22 protein-coding genes are annotated in these 16,535 nt (G+C 64.6%); 15 read left to right on the top strand and 7 right to left on the bottom strand.

Annotated features, from left to right (window positions below):
- Positions 1-87: 87 nt before the first annotated feature.
- The 7 genes from FHS02_RS24330 to FHS02_RS24300 all read left to right on the top strand — a co-directional run bounded on the left by FHS02_RS24330 (position 88) and on the right by FHS02_RS24300 (position 4,418).
- Complete coding sequence (locus tag FHS02_RS24330) at positions 88-462, top strand: DUF4398 domain-containing protein (RefSeq protein WP_137316844.1); 375 nt, start codon at positions 88-90, stop codon at positions 460-462.
- Positions 463-473: 11 nt separating this feature from the next.
- A complete protein-coding gene (locus FHS02_RS24325) occupies positions 474-1,364 on the top strand; it encodes an OmpA family protein (RefSeq protein WP_137316845.1) in 891 nt (296 codons plus the stop codon).
- Between the two features lie 19 nt (positions 1,365-1,383).
- Positions 1,384-1,920 carry a ferritin-like domain-containing protein gene (locus FHS02_RS24320; RefSeq protein ID WP_137316846.1) on the top strand — a complete coding sequence of 179 codons (537 nt, stop codon included), beginning with the start codon at positions 1,384-1,386 and terminating at the stop codon, positions 1,918-1,920.
- Positions 1,921-1,971: 51 nt separating this feature from the next.
- Positions 1,972-2,274 carry an ElaB/YgaM/YqjD family protein gene (locus FHS02_RS24315; protein ID WP_137316847.1) on the top strand — a complete coding sequence of 101 codons (303 nt, stop codon included), beginning with the start codon at positions 1,972-1,974 and terminating at the stop codon, positions 2,272-2,274.
- 20 nt (positions 2,275-2,294) lie between these two features.
- Positions 2,295-2,684 (top strand): phage holin family protein, encoded by a 390-nt coding sequence (locus FHS02_RS24310; protein ID WP_137316848.1) that lies wholly within the window; start codon positions 2,295-2,297, stop codon positions 2,682-2,684.
- A gap of 10 nt (positions 2,685-2,694) precedes the next feature.
- The gene (locus tag FHS02_RS24305) at positions 2,695-3,078 is read left to right on the top strand and encodes a hypothetical protein (protein ID WP_137316849.1); all 384 of its coding nucleotides are present in this window, start codon (positions 2,695-2,697) and stop codon (positions 3,076-3,078) included.
- Between the two features lie 179 nt (positions 3,079-3,257).
- Positions 3,258-4,418: a patatin-like phospholipase family protein gene (locus tag FHS02_RS24300; RefSeq protein ID WP_137317758.1), complete on the top strand. Its 1,161-nt coding sequence runs from the start codon at positions 3,258-3,260 to the stop codon at positions 4,416-4,418.
- 32 nt (positions 4,419-4,450) lie between these two features.
- Here the strand turns inward: FHS02_RS24300 and FHS02_RS24295 are convergent, their stop codons facing one another.
- From FHS02_RS24295 to FHS02_RS24285, 3 genes are all read right to left on the bottom strand, one after another.
- A complete protein-coding gene (locus FHS02_RS24295) occupies positions 4,451-4,831 on the bottom strand; it encodes a hypothetical protein (protein ID WP_229422417.1) in 381 nt (126 codons plus the stop codon).
- Positions 4,832-4,880: 49 nt separating this feature from the next.
- Positions 4,881-5,033 (bottom strand): DUF3309 domain-containing protein, encoded by a 153-nt coding sequence (locus FHS02_RS24290; RefSeq protein WP_130185456.1) that lies wholly within the window; start codon positions 5,031-5,033, stop codon positions 4,881-4,883.
- Between the two features lie 110 nt (positions 5,034-5,143).
- Positions 5,144-5,587, bottom strand: a complete 444-nt coding sequence (locus tag FHS02_RS24285; RefSeq protein ID WP_137316850.1) for an outer membrane lipoprotein — start codon at positions 5,585-5,587, stop codon at positions 5,144-5,146.
- A gap of 333 nt (positions 5,588-5,920) precedes the next feature.
- On the opposite strand from FHS02_RS24285, the gene FHS02_RS24280 reads away from it, so the two are divergent.
- The 3 genes from FHS02_RS24280 (at position 5,921) to FHS02_RS24270 (ending at position 8,223) form a co-directional block, all read left to right on the top strand.
- Positions 5,921-6,571 (top strand): hypothetical protein, encoded by a 651-nt coding sequence (locus tag FHS02_RS24280; protein WP_229422418.1) that lies wholly within the window; start codon positions 5,921-5,923, stop codon positions 6,569-6,571.
- Between the two features lie 63 nt (positions 6,572-6,634).
- Positions 6,635-6,961, top strand: a complete 327-nt coding sequence (locus tag FHS02_RS24275) for a BON domain-containing protein (protein WP_137316851.1) — start codon at positions 6,635-6,637, stop codon at positions 6,959-6,961.
- A gap of 59 nt (positions 6,962-7,020) precedes the next feature.
- On the top strand, positions 7,021-8,223 hold the full coding sequence (locus tag FHS02_RS24270; RefSeq protein WP_137316852.1) for an AI-2E family transporter: 1,203 nt from the start codon (positions 7,021-7,023) through the stop codon (positions 8,221-8,223).
- Positions 8,224-8,336: 113 nt separating this feature from the next.
- Here the strand turns inward: FHS02_RS24270 and FHS02_RS24265 are convergent, their stop codons facing one another.
- The 3 genes from FHS02_RS24265 to FHS02_RS24255 form a co-directional block, all read right to left on the bottom strand.
- Positions 8,337-9,242, bottom strand: a complete 906-nt coding sequence (locus FHS02_RS24265; protein ID WP_137316853.1) for a YihY/virulence factor BrkB family protein — start codon at positions 9,240-9,242, stop codon at positions 8,337-8,339.
- Between the two features lie 139 nt (positions 9,243-9,381).
- Positions 9,382-10,413, bottom strand: coding sequence for an OmpA family protein (locus FHS02_RS24260; protein ID WP_137316854.1), 1,032 nt, complete (start codon positions 10,411-10,413; stop codon positions 9,382-9,384).
- Positions 10,414-10,781: 368 nt separating this feature from the next.
- Positions 10,782-11,048 (bottom strand): hypothetical protein, encoded by a 267-nt coding sequence (locus FHS02_RS24255; protein ID WP_137316855.1) that lies wholly within the window; start codon positions 11,046-11,048, stop codon positions 10,782-10,784.
- Positions 11,049-11,341: 293 nt separating this feature from the next.
- Between FHS02_RS24255 and FHS02_RS24250 the strand changes: the two genes are divergently transcribed.
- The 5 genes from FHS02_RS24250 to FHS02_RS24230 all read left to right on the top strand — a co-directional run bounded on the left by FHS02_RS24250 (position 11,342) and on the right by FHS02_RS24230 (position 15,461).
- The gene (locus FHS02_RS24250) at positions 11,342-11,914 is read left to right on the top strand and encodes a winged helix-turn-helix domain-containing protein (RefSeq protein ID WP_165391023.1); all 573 of its coding nucleotides are present in this window, start codon (positions 11,342-11,344) and stop codon (positions 11,912-11,914) included.
- A 246-nt stretch (positions 11,915-12,160) separates the two neighbouring features.
- Positions 12,161-13,072, top strand: a complete 912-nt coding sequence (locus FHS02_RS24245) for a M90 family metallopeptidase (RefSeq protein WP_137316856.1) — start codon at positions 12,161-12,163, stop codon at positions 13,070-13,072.
- Positions 13,072-14,370 (top strand): ATP-binding protein, encoded by a 1,299-nt coding sequence (locus FHS02_RS24240; protein ID WP_137316857.1) that lies wholly within the window; start codon positions 13,072-13,074, stop codon positions 14,368-14,370. Before FHS02_RS24245 ends, FHS02_RS24240 begins: the two co-directional genes overlap by 1 nt.
- Before the next feature lie 140 nt (positions 14,371-14,510).
- Positions 14,511-15,062, top strand: a complete 552-nt coding sequence (locus FHS02_RS24235; RefSeq protein WP_137316858.1) for a glycine zipper domain-containing protein — start codon at positions 14,511-14,513, stop codon at positions 15,060-15,062.
- Positions 15,063-15,107: 45 nt separating this feature from the next.
- On the top strand, positions 15,108-15,461 hold the full coding sequence (locus tag FHS02_RS24230) for a hypothetical protein (RefSeq protein ID WP_137316859.1): 354 nt from the start codon (positions 15,108-15,110) through the stop codon (positions 15,459-15,461).
- A gap of 102 nt (positions 15,462-15,563) precedes the next feature.
- Here FHS02_RS24230 and FHS02_RS24225 read toward each other — a convergent pair whose 3' ends face one another.
- Positions 15,564-16,472: a universal stress protein gene (locus FHS02_RS24225; RefSeq protein WP_137316860.1), complete on the bottom strand. Its 909-nt coding sequence runs from the start codon at positions 16,470-16,472 to the stop codon at positions 15,564-15,566.
- Positions 16,473-16,535: the final 63 nt, after the last annotated feature.

The following is a 16,535-nucleotide window of genomic DNA, read 5'->3' as shown; positions in this document are numbered from 1 at the left end:
GTACCGATAGCAAGTTGTTCATTCGGCTATAACTTCACTACGTTCCGCAAACCAGTCGGATTCAACTAACTTTTGAGGAGAAAAAGAATGAGCCCTCGCTACACCTTGCCAATGCTGTGTGCGACCGCCGTCCTGCTGTCGGCCTGCGCCAGCCAGAAAACCCCGGCCACCGCCGATGTCGCCGTATCGCGCGCAGCCGTCGAGAATGCCGCACAGGCCGGCGCCGCCGAGCTGGCGCCCGCTGAACTGCTGGCTGCCCGCGAGAAGCTGCAGCAAGCCAGCCGCGCGCTGGCGGACAAGGACTACAAGCTGGCCTCCGACCTTTCGCAGCAGGCACAGGCCGATGCGAAGCTGGCCCAGAGCAAAGCCACCTCCGCCAAGGCGACCAGCGCCGCGAATGAGGTGCAGGAAAACGTCCGTGTGCTGCGCGAAGAACTCGACCGCGCCAACAAACAACAGTAAGGAGGAGCCCCATGAAACGTACGTTCACCCCTGTGCTGCTGTCGCTGGCCATTGCACTTTCCGCCTGTAGCTCCACGCCGCTGACCACCAGCACGCTCGACCAGGCGCGCAGCGATTACGAGGCGGCGCAGGCCAACAGCGCCGTCAAGGAATACGCGGTACGCGAATTCAACGACGCGACCGCGGCACTGAATGCCGCCAACAATGCAGCCGCCGAGCGGGAAAAGATCGAGAAGATCGACCAGCTGGCCTATGTCGCCAAGCAGAAGATCGGCACCGCGCAGGAAGTGGCACGCGCCCGCAAGGCCGAGGTGGACCTGAAGCAGTCATCGCAGGAGCGCGAGCAGGTACGCCTGCAGGCCCGTACCGCCGAAGCCGAAGCGGCCAAGCGTTCCGCCGAACAGGCGCAGGCCGAGGCCGAAGCGGCACGTGCCCGCGCCGAGCAGGCCAACGCCGCCACGCAAAGCGCGCAGGCCCAGTCCCAGGCCCTGGCAGCGCAACTGGCCGAGCTGCAAGCCAAGCAGACCGAGCGCGGCACCATCATCACGCTGGGCGACGTGCTGTTCAATGTCGACCAGGCCGTGCTGACGTCGGGCGGGCAGGCCACCGTGCAGAAGCTCGCCACGGTGCTGCGCGAAAACACCGACCGTACCGTGCTGATCGAAGGCTTCACCGACAGCACCGGTTCCACCGCCCACAATCTCGAACTGTCGCAGCGCCGTGCCGAAGCGGTGCGCAGCGCACTGTCGCAGGCCGGCATCGACCGCTCCCGCGTGGAAGTGCGGGGCTATGGCGAAGCCTATCCCGTGGCCGGCAATGAGACGGCGGGCGACCGCCAGCTGAACCGCCGTGTCGAGATCGTGCTGTCCGAACCGGGCAAGCCGATCCAGGCACGTCGCTGATTTCACCGAAAGGAACACCATGTCCGAAACGACCCCCACCCAGGCCAGCGGTATCGATACCGCGGCCATCCGCGCCGCCGCACAGAACCTGTCGGACGGCCCGGTCACGGCAGGCTACAAGGGCGACCGCGAAGCCGTGCTGAAGATGCTGAACGACGCGCTCGCAACCGAGCTCGTCTGCATCAACCGCTACAAGCGGCATTACTACACCGTCAGCGGCAAGAACAATGCGGCCGTCAAGGCCGAGTTCCTCGAGCATGCCGGCGAAGAAGAAAAGCATGCCGACTGGCTGGCCGAGCGCATCGTACAGCTGAACGGCGCGCCCGACTATAACCCGGCCACGCTGCACGAGCGCAGCCATGCGGAATACGATGACTCGCTGGAAGTCCAGTCGATGATTCGGGCCAACCTGATTGCCGAGCGCGTGGCGATCGAAGCCTACCGGCAGATGATCGAAAGGATCGGCGACACCGATCCCGTGACCTCGCAGCTGCTCGTCAGGATCATGGCCGAGGAAGAAGAGCACGCGGACGATATGCGCGATTTGCTCGAATGAGCATGCCGTTGTAAAGTTGATACTCAACACTGTGAAAAGGAGCTTTTAATCATGCTGGAAAATAACATCAGTACCGTCAACAACGACGTGAAAACCCTGGTCAAAGACGCACAAGCCCTGTTCACTGCCGCCACCGCACTGACTGGCGAAAAGGCGGAAGAACTGCGCGGCCGCGGCATGCGCGCGCTGGATACGGCGCTGGCAAAGGCCCAGGACGCACAGGTGAAAGCGGTTGAAACGGGCAAGCAGGTTGCCGCCACCACCGATGTGTATGTGAAGGAGAATCCGTGGCGCTCGATCGCCGTTGCGGCGGGCGTCGGCCTGCTGGTCGGTGTGATCCTGGGCCGTAAATAAGCCCGGAACTGGGAGACGCCATGGAGCACTCCGAGCATACCGAACCGCGCGCTCCCGGCCTGTTCGGTTCGTTGTCGGGCCTGGTCAAGAACGCGCTGCGTCTTGTCCTGTCCCGCCTCGAACTGGCGGTGGCGGAACTGTCGGAGGTCCGTGATCATCTCGTCCGGCTGGCCGTGCTGTTTGCACTGTCGATCCTGGCGGCGTGGTTTGCGATCGCCTTTGGCACCGCGACCCTGGTGTTCCTGCTGTGGGACGCACTGGGCTGGAAGATCCTGCTGATCCTTGCCGTGGTCTTCGTGGTGATTGCCTACCTTCTCGTGAAGGCGGCGATGGCCAAGATTCGCGATGGTTCGCTGGCGCTGCCGGCAACGATGGCGGAACTGAAGGCCGACCGCGACATGCTGCTGTGAAAGGAATGCGATGAGCGACGACGTACAACGCAAGGCCGCACGCGATGCCGCGAAGGCGCGGCTGATCAAGGAAGGTGAGCTGTACCGCATCGGCGTACTGGCCGGCAAGCACAACATGGCGCAGGCGCTGCACCCCGAGGTGCTGCTGCACGGCGCTGTCGACCTGGCCGTCGGCACGGTGCAGACGCGGCTCGCCGGCGTCATCGGCGGCACCGCGGCGGCAGCCGGCGCCGGTGGACTGCTTGCCAACTACAAGACGATCATGCCGATCGCCATGTCGGTGGGCTCGTTCATCTCGCGCAAGCGCCTGGTGAAGCCGGCCATCGGCGTGGGTGCCGTACTGGCCGCGCTCGGCGCGTGGATCTACAAGCGCAAGCAGAGTGGTTCGCTGTAAGCCATCACGCTTCGCCCCCGAAACGCCGCGGATTCCGCGGCGTTTTTTTTGCGGCTCGGCCGTTTTAGCGGCGTTCTCGGTAAGCATGGAATTTGCACGCTACAATGCCTGCCGATGCCATCAACTCCCGGAGGTACGGCTTGAGCGATGCGGATTCCCATCCACTGAACCCGAACGGCATGCGCGTCGTGCTGGTGCTGCAGGGCGGCGGCGCGCTCGGCGCCTACCAGGCCGGGGTGTACCAGGCGCTGCACGAACACGGCCTGACGCCGGACTGGGTGGTCGGTACGTCGATCGGTGCGATCAATGCCGCGCTGCTGGCCGGCAATCGCGAGGAACACCGGCTGGAGCGGATCAGGGAGTTCTGGGACCGCATGTCGCAGCGCGATCCCTACGATCCGAAATGGATGAGCGAGGCGCAGCGGCGCCAGAACATCCGGCTGTCGACGCTGCAGGCGATGGTTTCCGGCATCCGCGGTTTCTTCCGGCCACGCCCGTTCAGCCCGTTCGGCTTCGGGCTGCGGGTGCCCGCCGAGCAGGCCAGCTTCTATGACACCGAAGAGTTGAATGCAACGCTGGAAGAGCTGGTCGACTTCGATGTGCTGAACAGCCCCGAAGGCATGCGTCTCACCGTCAACGCGCTACGCGTGTCGACCGGGAGCCTGGTCAGCTTCGACAGCCTCGACCCCGGCCACATTACCGCCGACCATATCCGGGCCAGCGGCGCCTTGCCGCCGGGTTTCGCGGCCGTGCGCATCGATGGCGAGCTGTACTGGGATGGCGGCCTGTATTCGAACACGCCGCTGCAGACCGTGCTGGACGATACGCACCGGCCGGTCGACACGCTGTGCTTCATGGTCGACCTGTGGAGCGCGCAGGGGCCCGAGCCCGATACGCTGGAAGAGGTGCAGACGCGGCAGAAGGACGTGACGTTCGCTTCCCGTTCGCAGCGCAACCTCGACGATTACGTGAAGACGCGCCGCCTGCAGCAGAAGCTGCGCGAGCTGTACGCATCGATGCCGCCGCAGCAGCGCAGTGCGGAGCATGCGCGCGACCTGGCCGAACTGGGCTGCGACACCACGCTGCACGTGGTCCGCGTTCCCTATGCGGGCCACGACTGGCACATGGCGCTGAAGGACATCAATTTCTCGCAAGGCTCCGTGCAATGGCGCTGGAACCAGGGGTATGCCGATGCGCTGCGCGCGATCGGCGCGGCTGGCTGGCTGGCGCACGTGTCGGAAGACACTCCACTGGTCGTGCACGAACTGCCGCCGCTGCCCGATTCGCCGGCTGCCGGCGCGCCGCAGTTGCCGCTCGGCGTCAAGGCGACAGCGGGCTGACACGCAGCGGGACAGAAGGGCGGCCTGGCGTCTTATTCCGACGGCCCGGCGGTGTCGTACACGCCACCCATCCCGTTCGACTGCGCCACCAGTTCCTTCGCATTGGCCATGTCGCGGCTGTAGGTTTCGCGCGCCTCGCGCACGCAGGCCTTGCGCTCGGCGCCGGCGCTCGCCTTGCAGTCGTTCAGTGCTTCGTTCAGTGCCGCGCCGATTTCCTTGCGCTTGGTGGCAAGCTGCGCCTGCTCCGTGCCGTCGCCCTTCATCCAGCGCGCCGGGTCGCCGCGGGCGATTTCACGCTGCTGTTGCTGCGCCATGGCGGGCGAGGTGCTTTGTGCCGCGGCAGTACTGCCCGATCCGGCAAAACCAGCGGCAAGCCCGGCGGCCAGCATGGCGCCGATGATCGATCGTTTCATGACGTTCCCTCCTCAAAGCAAGCGGGGCGCCGCAGCGCCCCGTGTTTCGTTACAGCCTGCCTGTCAACAGCATGATCAGCAGGACCACGACGATGAGTCCGGCAATGCCGCTTGGGGCATAGCCCCAATTCCTGCTGTGCGGCCAGGTCGGCAGTGCGCCGATCAGGACGAGTACCAGAATGATCAAGAGAATGGTGCCCATGGTTGCTCCTTTATGTTGTTAATGTAAATCCTGGACTCGTTCGCGGTGCGCCGCAGGGAGCGCACCGGGAAGCCGTGCAGGGGGTCTAGGGCGCAGTCAGCGGCGCGCCGTCAATACCGGTAGACCCGGCCGTCCACCATCCGCACGCGGCTGCCTACGCGCAGGTCGTAGGCACTGTCCTGGTTGACGGTGCGGTAATCGCCGTTATCCAGGCGGATGCTGATCTGGTACATGTCGTGCGGCGCATTGCGGTTCGATTCGATCTGGTTGCCGACGACGGCACCGCCGATCGCTCCGGCGGCGGTGGCGGCCGTGCGGCCACCGCCCGATCCGACCTGGCTGCCCACCAGTGCGCCGACCAGGCCGCCTGCTACCGCACCTGCACCACTGGTAGCGGGATCCACGCGCACGACCTGGATATTCTCGATCGTGCCGTAGGTCGAAGCATCGGCCTGGGTCGAGTAGTTGGTGCCGGTCGGGTAATTGCTGGCGCAGCCCGTGGCCAGCAGAGAGACCGCGACCATTGCTGCGCTCAAGGCGTGAGTTGGTTTCATGTTCAGTCCTCCTCGAAGATGTGGCGCCAGATTAGTCCCGCAGCGCAGCCGGGGTCTGTGCGATGCCGCACCCTGTCCTGTCGAGCCACGGCCGGGCCGCCTGTAGCGGGACGCGCACCTGACCCGGTTCGATGGCGCTGTTGAGTGCTCGGCTGGATTACCTGGCTGGATTGCACGGCTGGTTTGCGGAGTTGCTTTGCTCAGCTAATTGCTCAGTTGGATTGCGCGTGTATTTTGTTGCAAAACTTGCACTGAATGTACGCCAGCGTACAGAACGCCGGGCGCGGGTAGCGGACACTGTGATCTATCGAAAACAGGTACGGAGTCATTGGCATGAAGGCGGCAATTGTCGTGGCAGGCAGCGCGACAGACAAGGCGACAGACTGGGCGGCAGGCGAAGCGGCAATGAGCACGGCACGTTGCCCGTTGCGTACCGCAAGGGCGGCATTCCATGCCGTGACCCGGATCGCCGCAATGCTCCTGTGCGCTGGTACCGCCATGGCGGCCACGCCGGAAGCTAAAGCGCTGTTCGAGAACGCGAAGACGGCTGCCGCCGCCGAGTACAGGACGGCACGCGAACGCTGCAATGCCGCCGCCGGCAACCCGAAGGATGTGTGCATCGCCGAGGCGAAAGCCGCCCGGGTGCGCGCAGAAGCCGATGCCACGGCGCAGTACCGCAATACGCTGCGTGCCTACACGAAGGCGCGGATCGATATCGCCAATGCCGACTTCGCGCTGGACCGTACCCGTTGCGCCGCATTGGAAGGCAACGAGCGCGACGTGTGCGTGGAGCGGGCCAAGGCCAGCCGTACCGCGGCGCTGGCCGATGCGCGGGCGGACAAGAAAGTCATCGAGGCGCGCAGCGATGCGCGCGAGGATAAACGAATCGCCGAGTACAAGGTCGCCGCTGAAAAATGCGATGCCTTGGCCGGCACGGCCAAAGACCAGTGTGTCGCGGCTGCGAAATCCCAGTTCGGCTATTGAGGTTGGCCGCTGGTCAGAAGCTCGTTTCCGGGCATTTTTACAACACGAAGAAGGAGTACTACCATGATCGCTAAAAATATCGTTGCTCAAAAAATCGCCACTGCCGTCTTCACTGCCGCCACCGTGTTCACCGTCGTCGGCTGCGCCGGCTCGGCCACCAAGGAAGGCACCGGCGAGTATGTCGACGACGCCGTCATCACCACCAAGGTGAAGTCGTCGATCTTCAACGAGCCGACCCTGAAGGCCACCGAGATCAACGTGGAAACGTTCAAGGGCACCGTGCAGCTGTCCGGCTTCGTGGCCCAGCCTGGCGACATCACGAAGGCAGGCGAGATCGCCCGCGGCGTGAACGGTGTGAAGTCGGTGAAGAACGACATCCGCGTCAAGTAACCGGGACGCGGCCGGACCGCCCGGTGCTCCACCGGGGCGGCCCGGGCCGCGATGCATGAATGGACCGTCCGCACATCGTTTCCCATGAGCCGGCCACGCCGGCAGAAAATGCAGCGGAAGGCGGCGAGCACGCGTCCAAGCTGCAGTTCCCACTGCACGTCCATGCCAAGGGGCTGGCGCTGGGCATCATCGCCACCGTCGCCTTCCTGTATGCGCTGCAGTGGGGCAGGAATTTCCTGGTGCCCCTGTTGTTGGGCATCTTCATCGCCTACACGCTCAATCCCCTCGTCAACTGGCTCGAACGCCTGCATATCAAGCGCATCATCGGCGCCACGCTCGTCACGGGCGCGATCTTCGGCGGCTCGGTCGTCGTCATCGACAAGGTGCATGGCGAGTTCCAGAACATCGTCGAGGAACTGCCGACCATTACCCACAAGCTTTCCCGGCTGCTGGCCTCGACCACGGGTTCCAGCACCAGCACCATCTCGCGCATCCAGGCCGTAGCCAACGAAATCGAACAGGCCACGGCGGGCAGCAGCGCGCGCCGCGCCGCCAAGCGCCAGCAGGAGACGGTTACCGCATCGCCCCCCGGCCATGCCGCCACGACCGGCGGCATCCGCGTGATGGACTGGGTCTGGGTCAGCGCGCGCGGCCTGGTCGGTTTCCTGTCCCAGGCTACGATGGTGATCTTCCTCGTCTTCTTCCTGCTGCTGTCGGGCGACACGTTCAAGCGCAAGCTCGTCAAGCTGACCGGCCCGTCGCTGTCGAAAAAGAAGATCACCGTGCACATCCTGGAAGACATCAATACGTCGATCCAGGCCTACATGTTCATGCTGCTGGTCACCAACGTGCTGCTGGCGCTGCTGATGTGGATCGCGCTGCGCGCCATCGGCCTGGAAAACGCCGGCGCCTGGGCCATCGTGGCCGGACTGCTGCACATCATGCCGTACTTCGGCCCGCTGTTGATCACCAGTGCCACCGGCCTGGTCGCGTTCCTGCAATTCGAATCGCTGCAGATGGTGCTGCTTGTCACCGGCGCCTCGCTCGGCATCGCCACGCTGGTCGGCACCTTCGTCACCACGTGGATGACGGGGCGCATCGCCCGCATGAACGCCGCCGCCGTTTTCGTCAGCCTGCTGTTCTGGGGCTGGCTGTGGGGCGTGTGGGGACTGCTGCTCGGTGTGCCCGTGATCGTGATCGTCAAGGTCGTCGCCGAGAGGGTGGAGGGGATGGAAATCGTCGCCGAGCTGCTGGGCGAATAGCGCGGCCACGAAAGCTGCGAACGCCAGTGACACGAAAACCGGTGACAGGCTCCAGTTTCCGGGAAATGTTTCCCGAAAACCGGAGCCTGTCACCGGTTTTGTCGTTTACTGCATCACTTCACTTTCAGCTTGCCCTGTTCATCGCGCGGATGGTGTTTCAGGCTGCCGATCTGCAGCGCGTATTGCCGGGCGAATTCGGCGCCCAGGAAAAAGATCTGCGCCGAGTAGTACACCCACAGCAGCAGTGCGATCGTGGAGCCGGCGGCGCCGAAGCTGCTGGTCACGCCGCTGTTGCCGATGTAGGCGCCGATGCCGAATTTACCGATCATGAACATGACGGCGGTGCCGACCGCGCCGATGACCACGTCTTCCCATGCCAGCTTGATACGCGGCAGCAGTTTGTAGATCACGCCGAACATGGCAGCGATCACGAGGAAGCTGATGGTGTGGTTCAGGATCGTGATCATCACGGTGGCATCCGGCCAGTAGCGGTTCCAGAAACGCTGGAAAATCTCCAGCGCGGCACTGATCACGAGCGACGTCATCAGCAGGAAGCCCAACGCCAGCACCAGCCCGAACGACAGCAGCCGGGTACGGACCGTATCCCACACCGTGTTGTCGGTGACGGGCGGAATCTGCCAGACTTCGTCGAGGCTGGCCTTCAGCTCGGCAAACACGCTGGTGGCGCCGAACAGCAGCAGGGCGCCGGCGACCATCGTGGCGATCTTGCCTTCTTCCTCGTTGCGCGCGCCGGCCAGGATCAGCTGGATTGCTTCCGCGCCCTGGGCGCCGACCATGCCGCGCAATTGCGCAAACAGTTCGCCCTGGGCTGCTTCCTTGCCGTAGAAGATGCCGGCGATCGCGATCACGAGCACCAGGATCGGAGCGAGCGAGAACAAGGTGTAGAAGGCCAGCGCCGCGCCCTTGCTGCTGCCGCGGTGGTCGAACCACTCCATGAGGGCGCAGTACAGCAGGTTGGGGACTTTCCTGGCGATATGGGGAAACTTTCTCCAGTTCATTTTCAGCTCCGTATAAACAAAAAGGGGCCGAGGCCCCTTTTAGCGTACGGCGTCCGTCGTGGATCCGGCTCGGCAGGAACGGGCTGGCTGCCCGTCGTTGCTGGCCGGACCCACGGGAACGCGGGTGTTTTACTGCTGCTTAGTTCACACGGCGTTCGATCGTGATCTGCTCGACTTCGACGCGGCGGTTCGGCTCCAGGCACTTGATCAGGTCAGCGCGCTTCTTGTCGTTGCACTGGACGATCGGCTGCGATTCGCCTTTGCCTTCGGTGGCCAGGCGGTCGGCGGCGATGCCTTTGCCCACCAGGTATTCCTTGGCGGCGGCAGCGCGTTTTTCCGACAGCGTCTGGTTGTACTTCTCGGAACCGATGCGGTCGGTGTGGCCGACGATCGTGATGCCCGTCAGGCTCGGGTTCTCGTTCAGCACGCGCACGATGTCATCCAGCTTCGGCTGGTCGCCCTTCAGCTTGGCGCTGTTGAACTCGAACAGTTCGGTGGCCGACATCGTCACCTTCTCGAAGCGTGCCGGTGGTGGCGGTGGCGGAGCGACCGGTGCCGGCGCTTCTACGACCGGAGCTGGCGGTGGTGCCGGTGGTGCCGGCGGTTGCGGCGTTGGGCCCAGCGCGTAGTTGAAGCCCACGGTGGCGTAGACGTTGTTCGAACGGTCATGACGGAAATCGTCGCTGCCGATGAAGCCGTACACGCTGCGCACGTCCGCCTGGAACGACCAGCGGTCGTTGATGACGGACTGGAAGCCCAGGCCGGCCGACACATACGGCGACGTGCGCTGCGGCTCGGCGAAGCTGTTGAAGCGGTTTTCCTTGTCGCGCTGGGCACCCAGGCCGACCAGCACGAACGGACGGAAGGTCTTGCGCGAGAACAGGTACAGGAAGTCGACGCCCAGCGTTTCTTGCTGGTAACGCGAACCGTTCTCGCTGGCGCGGGCGTAGGTGTAACCCAACTGGATATCCCAGTTCTCCGCCAGCGGCTTACCGAACTTCAAGCCGCCGCCATAGCCGGTCTTGTCGGTGGCCCAGTCAGAATCGGGCTTCAGCGCGTTCACGCTGGGCTGGATGTACCAGTTCGGATTGATGACGGCATCCTGCGCCGAGGCGGCGAAGGAAGCGCACAGCAGGGCTGCGGCGATTGCGATCTTGTTGGATTTATTCACTGATAACTCCTGATGCGTTGAAGAGATGTTTATTTCACAGCAATATTGAAAGAAGTCGCTGTGGCTTTTCTTTGCCAGCTCTACTTTCAATAGCAGCTTATGCATTGCTGTTACGTCAAGTTTATTGTGGCAGCAACTCCCGGCTCGGTGCGCTAGCGCACAATAAGCTTGCGTTATATCAAATGTGTCGCCAATGTACAACAGGAACTGCGCGTGCGTCTGTCCGTCCAACGGGAGGGCAGCGTGAAAAAAACGCGCCTGTTGGCGCGTTTTCAGGGCGGGGCGGTACCGATTAGCGAACCGGTCAGGTACTTGCTGCTTCGCTGATTGCCAGATTGCGTCACCTATCGCCCCGCCTGCCGCATGACTTACTGCGTCGTCGTGCCGCCGGCCGGCGGCGTGGTGCCGGCCGGGGTGGTGCCGGTACCTGCCGGAGCCGTGGTGTCGGCAGGCGGCGTGGTGGTATCGGCAGGCGGCGGCGTCACGGTATCGGCTGGTGCCGCTGCTGGAGCTGCCGGTTCGGTCACTGCGGGTGCCGCGGGCGCCGTGTCGGTGGCTGGTGCGGTGGTTTCGGTCTTGTTGCAGGCAGACAGGCTCAGGGCGGTGATGGCCGCCAGCAGGATGGAATATTTCATGGTGTGTCCTCTCTTTAAGGTTGATCCGAGATGCACTTTAAACAACGAACTGGCGCCGATCTGTTCGCGAGCGCACATTCAGGCGCCAACGTGGCGGTTCGAACACAGCGGGGTGGCTTTAACCTTTGAACCATTTTATGTTCGTTGCCGCACAGACTTGTACAACGCATAACGGCAATCTAGACCCCAATGAATGCGCAGTGACCCCGCACCGCGCAAACCGGCTACCCGTTATAAGGAGTGTTCAAATGCACGCAATCAGAGATTCTCACGACCTGTCGAACAGCGATGTGATGGCCTCCCAGCCCGCCGCGAAGCCGCGCCTGGCGCTGGTGGAGCGCCCGGGTCCGGGGACCGAGCGCAAGGCATTGTCGCTGGCGCCGATCGAGCGCGTACGGTCCACCTCGGCAACGCTGCGCCGCATTGAAAACATGCAGAAACTGATCGGTGAATTGCAGCAGCATGAAATGCTGGCCGATGAAATCGCCTGGTTCCTCAAATTTTCCCCGTCCGGCGCCCGCAAGTACATCCGCGACCTGCGCGAAGCCGGCGTGATCGAACTGGCCCGCTACATCGAAGGTACCGCAACCTACCTGGGCAAGGCCGTCTACCGCCTGACGCCGGATGCCGAACGGGTGCAGGCCTTCCTGGCCGCGATCGCCCAGCCGAAACGCGAAGGCACGCCGCCCCGCAAGGAACGCCCGAGCCTGCGCGAGCAGAGCATGGCCGGCAGCGGCCGCCACTTCCACATCCTGGCGGACGACACGCATTACGCGATCCGCGTGAACCGCGGCCCCGTGACGCGCGATCCGCTGGTGGCCGCGCTGTTCGGCGCCCCGCAATCGCTGCAAAAGGCGCAGCAGTAATCTAGAACGGCGGTGCGCCGTTGCCGGCGCACCGGAAGCATGGCTGGGACGCACACGAAGCAGGTCTGGTGCATCGTCTTCATGCATTGCGTCTCATGTAGTAGTGCTCATGTAGTAATGCTCATGTAGTAGTGCTCATGTAGTAATCCTTATCTACTACAGCTCATGTGCCAATCATCCTGCCTTCATTGAAACTCCGGCAACGCTCCCCATCTGTGGCGACATGTATCGTTATGGACGGCCAATATGGACGCATTGCTTGGTTTGACACTCATGGCGCTGGCGGTAGCGGCGCCATTCCTGTATCCGCGCCTGACATTGCGCCGCGCATTGGCCCGGCCCCTGCCGCCGGCCGCCCTGGCTGCGCTGCGCCGCTACGTTCCCATCTATGAACGGCTGGGCCCGGACCTGCAGCAGCAGTTGCACCGGCTCGTCAAACAATTCCTGCACCAGAAGAAGTTCGTCGGCTGCGCCGGTCTCGGCGTCACGGACGACATGCGCGTCGCCATCGCCGGCCAGGCTTGCCTGCTGCTGCTGAACCGTGCCACCGGCGTTTATCCATCGTTGCGCACGATCCTGCTGTATCCCGGGGCATTTGCGGCGGCCCGGCAGGATGTGGGACCGGGTGGCGTGGTGACCCACTTCCGCCAGACGATGTTGGGCGAATCCTGGCAGGATGGCCGCGTGGTGCTGTCCTGGGACGATACCGAGCGCGGCGCGCTGGCCTGGGATGGCCAGAACGTCGTGCTGCACGAGTTCGCCCACCAGCTCGACAGCGAATCGGGGCACACCAATGGCGCACCGTACCTGGGCAGCCGGGAAAACTACCGCAACTGGTCCGAAGTGCTGTCGCGCGACTTTGCGCACCTGCGCCGTGCCGCCTGGCTGGGCAGCCAGGACAGCGTGCTCGACCACTATGGCGCCACCAGCCCGGCCGAATTCTTCGCCGTCGCCACCGAATCGTTCTTCGGCAAACCGTGGCAGCTGGCGCAGCGCCACCCGGCGCTGTATGACGAGCTGTCGAAGTTCTACCGTGTCGATCCGCGCGAGTGGCTGGACGAGCCGCCCGCGGTCGAGCCGGACCTGCCCGCGGTGCCGCTGGCTGCGGTATCGGCGGCCGTGCCGGCCAACCGCTCGTTCGCCTGGGCCAGCTGGTAATGCACTTCGAGGACTTCGATGCCTCGCCCCCCGCCGCGCGGCAGGACGCCGAGCTGCCTACCCGGCTGCAGTACCTGATCGACAACACGCCCGCGCTGATCTACTGCACCGTGCCCAGCGGCGACTTCAAGATGACGTTCGTCAGCAACAATGCGTTCAACATGCTGGGCTACCGGCCGGAAGAAATGATGGCCGACCCGAATTTCTGGTTCGACCACATCCATCCTGACGATGCGCCGCGCATCGTTGCCAGCCTGGCCGAAGTGTTCACCGAAGGGCAGCGCGTGTACGAGTACCGTTTCCGCGCGGCGGACGGCCGCTACCTGTGGATGCACGATACGCTGCGGCTGATCCGCGACGCGGCCGGCCGCCCGCTGGAAGTGATCGGCGCGCTGACCGACATCACGGATCGGAAGGCGATGGAAGAGGCCTTGCTGGCGAAGGGCATCGAACAGCAGCAGCTGATCGGCAAGCTGCGCGAGGCCCACGAGCAGTTGCTGCAGGCGGAAAAGATGGCGTCGGTGGGGCAACTGGCGGCCGGCATCGCGCATGAGATCAACAACCCGATCGGCTTCGTCAATTCCAACATGAGTTCGCTGCAAGGCTATGTGGGCGCGCTGCTGCAGCTGATCGATGCCTACGACGATGCCATTGCGGGCCAACCCGCGCTGGTGGCGCAGATGGTGCCGGTGCGGCAGGCCGCCGACCTGGATTTCCTGCGCGGCGACGTGACGGCGCTCGTCAGCGAATCGATCGACGGCTTGCGGCGCGTGAAGGAAATCGTGCAATCGCTGCGCGAGTTCTCGCATGTGGGAGAAACTGAATGGCAGCTGGCCGACCTGCACCGCGGGCTGGACAGCACGTTGACCATCGCCGCCAACGAACTGAAATACAAGGTCACGGTGGTCAAGGAATACGGCAACCTGCCGCTGGTGGAGTGCCGCGCCTCGCAATTGAACCAGGTATTCATGAACCTGCTCGTCAATGCGGTGCAGGCGATCACCGGACGGGGCGTGATCCGGATCCGCACCGGCGTGCAGGAAGACTGGGTGTGGATCGAGATCGCCGATACCGGCGCCGGCATCGCACCGGAACACCTGACCCGCATCTTCGAGCCGTTCTTCACCACCAAGCCGGTCGGCAGCGGCACCGGGCTGGGCCTGTCGCTGTCGTATGGCATCGTCAACCGCCATGGCGGGCGCATCGACGTCCACTCGCAGCCGGGCGAAGGCACCACGTTCACCGTCTGGCTGCCGCAGCACCCGCCGCAGCGCGATGCCGGCAACGCCGGTGCCTGATACCGGGGCCGTTGGCATCCTGGTTTCGCTACCAGAGCGATAAGCATGAACTTGCGCAAGGCTATGTGCGTCAACGTACAGAACCGCGTTGGGGCGCACGGCAAGCTGAGTGCGTCCAATTCATGCAGGAGATAACAATCATGACAACCATCATCGCCGGCCACTTCCAGTTGCAGGAACAGATCGACGGCGCGCGCCAGGCCCTGCTGGAAGCGGGCTATCCGGAAGACCGTATCAGCTCGTTTTATGTGAACCAGCCCGGCCAGCACGACATGCACGCGCTGGGCGGCGACCGCACGCTGTCGCCGGGGGCCAAGGATTCACCGGAAGGCCTGGCGAAGGGCGCCGCCACGGGTGGCGCGATCGGCGCGGCCATCGGCGCCGCGACGGTGCCGCTGACGGGGCCGGTCGGCCCGGTCGTCGGTGGACTGGTCGGCGCGCACGTGGGCTCGCTGTACAGCTTCTCGCACATGAAGGACAAGGGCGAGGCGGAGCAGGGCGGTGAAAACACCGTCTCGCCGCGCAAGTCCGGCATGCTGGTCGCCGTCGCCTTGCCGGATGGCGACGAGGACCGCGCCGTGCAACTGCTGCGCAGGCTGGGCGCCAACGATATCGAGCGCGCCGACGGCACCATCGCCGGCGGCGACTGGAAAGACTTCGATCCACTGTCGCTGCCGCGGCGCATCGCCTGACCGGTGCCGGCTCCGTAGCGCCGCGTTATTTCTGGAGGGGCGTGCATGACACACGCATGGGTAGAGCTCACGGGGCCGGATGGCCACAATGTGCAGGCGCCGACCGAGGCGCAAATGGCGGCGGCGCTGTCGGAAATCTACGAAGGCGACGGCGGCGGTCCGGATGGCGCCGCGCCCTCCGCGGTACTGCGCTTCGGCTACGACGACGGCCTGATGTACCAGATGGAAGTGGTGCGGGGCGGGGCAATCCGCTTCGAGGAATGGTCGGACCGCGATTGCGAGATCGCGCTGGCTAGTCCGCGCCGGATGTCGGCCGGCAAGGAGGATGCGCTGCAGCTGTGGCGCTGGATGGCCTTGCGCCAGGTGGCGAAGATCCGCGACCAGGACTGGCAGGAATAGAGGAAGCGGGGAAGCGGGGAAGCGGGGAACCGGATCGCGGCGGCAGTGCCCGCAGGGCAGGCAAGCCAGGCAGCGGTGCGCCGCGGGCGCCCGGCAGGTTTGTCAATGCGCCATCAGCACCGGTACCGTCATCGTTTCCAGCACGGTGCGCGTGACGCCGCCCAGCAGCGTTTCGCGGAAGCGCGAGTGACCGTAGGCGCCCAGCACCATCAGATCGCAACCACCTTCGCCAGCCAGCATCAGCAGCGCCTCGCCGACATAGCCTGGGCGCTTCAGCAGGCCCTGGCGGGCCGTCTGCCGCACCTGCGTATCGGCCGTGATGCCATGGCGCGCGAGCCATGCCAGCACGTCCGCTCCCGGCGTGTCGCCGAACGCCGCCGGCCGCAGGTCGGCATCGATGATGGCCAGCGTCACTTTCTCCGCCCGTGCCAGCAGCGGCAGTGCCTCGCGCACCGCACGCGCTGCTTCCTTGCTGGCATTCCAGGCGATCAGCACATGGCGGCCGGGCGCGGGCGCGCCGGAACTCGCCACGCCGGCCGTGGTGACGGATATCGAGCCGCGCGGGCGCGCCGTGCAGGGCACCACCAGGACCGGGCAGCCGGACTCGGTCAGCACTTCGGCCGGAAAGCTCGCCGGGCCCGTCGGACGCCCGTCCGGCAGCGCCTGCCCGACAACGGCCAGGTCGGCATGCCGTGCCACCAGCGCCAGGCCGGCACCGGGTTCGTCGTCCAGCACCCGCTGTTCGAAACTGTGCACGCCCAGCGCGTGCAATTGCGGCGCGAAGTCGGCCAGCGCCCGGCGGGCGCGTTCGCGCAGCACGTCGAGATGCTGCGCGAGGTTGGGATCCTCGTCGTCGACCACTTCATTCTGGTACAGGAAGCGGGACACGCCGGTCAGCGCCACGCCGATCACGTGCGCGCCGTGCTGCAACGCCAGGTCGGCCGCCATCAGCACGCGTGCCGCCGAGTGCGGTGCCTCATCCACGTGAACCAGTATCGTCTTGTAGCCCATGAGGTAATTATAGGCCGGTACGGCGGAGTGGCCGCGCACATCACGGATGGCGGCAACGGTGAC

The sequence above is a fragment of the Pseudoduganella umbonata genome, assembly GCF_014192225.1.
Classification (GTDB): Bacteria; Pseudomonadota; Gammaproteobacteria; order Burkholderiales; family Burkholderiaceae_D; genus Rugamonas; species Rugamonas umbonata.
This window is presented reverse-complemented; position numbering and strand designations above follow the sequence as displayed.

Excerpts from the sequence above, each read along its gene's own strand:
- FHS02_RS24320 (WP_137316846.1), top strand. The coding sequence starts at position 1,384 with ATGTCCGAAACGACCCCCACCCAGGCCAGCGGTATCGATACCGCGGCC.
- FHS02_RS24295 (WP_229422417.1), bottom strand. The coding sequence starts at position 4,831 with ATGAAACGATCGATCATCGGCGCCATGCTGGCCGCCGGGCTTGCCGCT.
- FHS02_RS24225 (WP_137316860.1), bottom strand. The coding sequence starts at position 16,472 with ATGGGCTACAAGACGATACTGGTTCACGTGGATGAGGCACCGCACTCG.
- FHS02_RS24270 (WP_137316852.1), top strand. The coding sequence starts at position 7,021 with ATGGACCGTCCGCACATCGTTTCCCATGAGCCGGCCACGCCGGCAGAA.
- FHS02_RS24240 (WP_137316857.1), top strand. The coding sequence starts at position 13,072 with ATGCACTTCGAGGACTTCGATGCCTCGCCCCCCGCCGCGCGGCAGGAC.
- FHS02_RS24245 (WP_137316856.1), top strand. The coding sequence starts at position 12,161 with ATGGACGCATTGCTTGGTTTGACACTCATGGCGCTGGCGGTAGCGGCG.
- FHS02_RS24305 (WP_137316849.1), top strand. The coding sequence starts at position 2,695 with ATGAGCGACGACGTACAACGCAAGGCCGCACGCGATGCCGCGAAGGCG.
- FHS02_RS24235 (WP_137316858.1), top strand. The coding sequence starts at position 14,511 with ATGACAACCATCATCGCCGGCCACTTCCAGTTGCAGGAACAGATCGAC.
- FHS02_RS24330 (WP_137316844.1), top strand. The coding sequence starts at position 88 with ATGAGCCCTCGCTACACCTTGCCAATGCTGTGTGCGACCGCCGTCCTG.
- FHS02_RS24230 (WP_137316859.1), top strand. The coding sequence starts at position 15,108 with ATGACACACGCATGGGTAGAGCTCACGGGGCCGGATGGCCACAATGTG.
- FHS02_RS24290 (WP_130185456.1), bottom strand. The coding sequence starts at position 5,033 with ATGGGCACCATTCTCTTGATCATTCTGGTACTCGTCCTGATCGGCGCA.
- FHS02_RS24265 (WP_137316853.1), bottom strand. The coding sequence starts at position 9,242 with ATGAACTGGAGAAAGTTTCCCCATATCGCCAGGAAAGTCCCCAACCTG.
- FHS02_RS24310 (WP_137316848.1), top strand. The coding sequence starts at position 2,295 with ATGGAGCACTCCGAGCATACCGAACCGCGCGCTCCCGGCCTGTTCGGT.
- FHS02_RS24250 (WP_165391023.1), top strand. The coding sequence starts at position 11,342 with ATGGCCTCCCAGCCCGCCGCGAAGCCGCGCCTGGCGCTGGTGGAGCGC.
- FHS02_RS24285 (WP_137316850.1), bottom strand. The coding sequence starts at position 5,587 with ATGAAACCAACTCACGCCTTGAGCGCAGCAATGGTCGCGGTCTCTCTG.
- FHS02_RS24275 (WP_137316851.1), top strand. The coding sequence starts at position 6,635 with ATGATCGCTAAAAATATCGTTGCTCAAAAAATCGCCACTGCCGTCTTC.
- FHS02_RS24300 (WP_137317758.1), top strand. The coding sequence starts at position 3,258 with ATGCGCGTCGTGCTGGTGCTGCAGGGCGGCGGCGCGCTCGGCGCCTAC.
- FHS02_RS24315 (WP_137316847.1), top strand. The coding sequence starts at position 1,972 with ATGCTGGAAAATAACATCAGTACCGTCAACAACGACGTGAAAACCCTG.
- FHS02_RS24255 (WP_137316855.1), bottom strand. The coding sequence starts at position 11,048 with ATGAAATATTCCATCCTGCTGGCGGCCATCACCGCCCTGAGCCTGTCT.
- FHS02_RS24325 (WP_137316845.1), top strand. The coding sequence starts at position 474 with ATGAAACGTACGTTCACCCCTGTGCTGCTGTCGCTGGCCATTGCACTT.
- FHS02_RS24280 (WP_229422418.1), top strand. The coding sequence starts at position 5,921 with ATGAAGGCGGCAATTGTCGTGGCAGGCAGCGCGACAGACAAGGCGACA.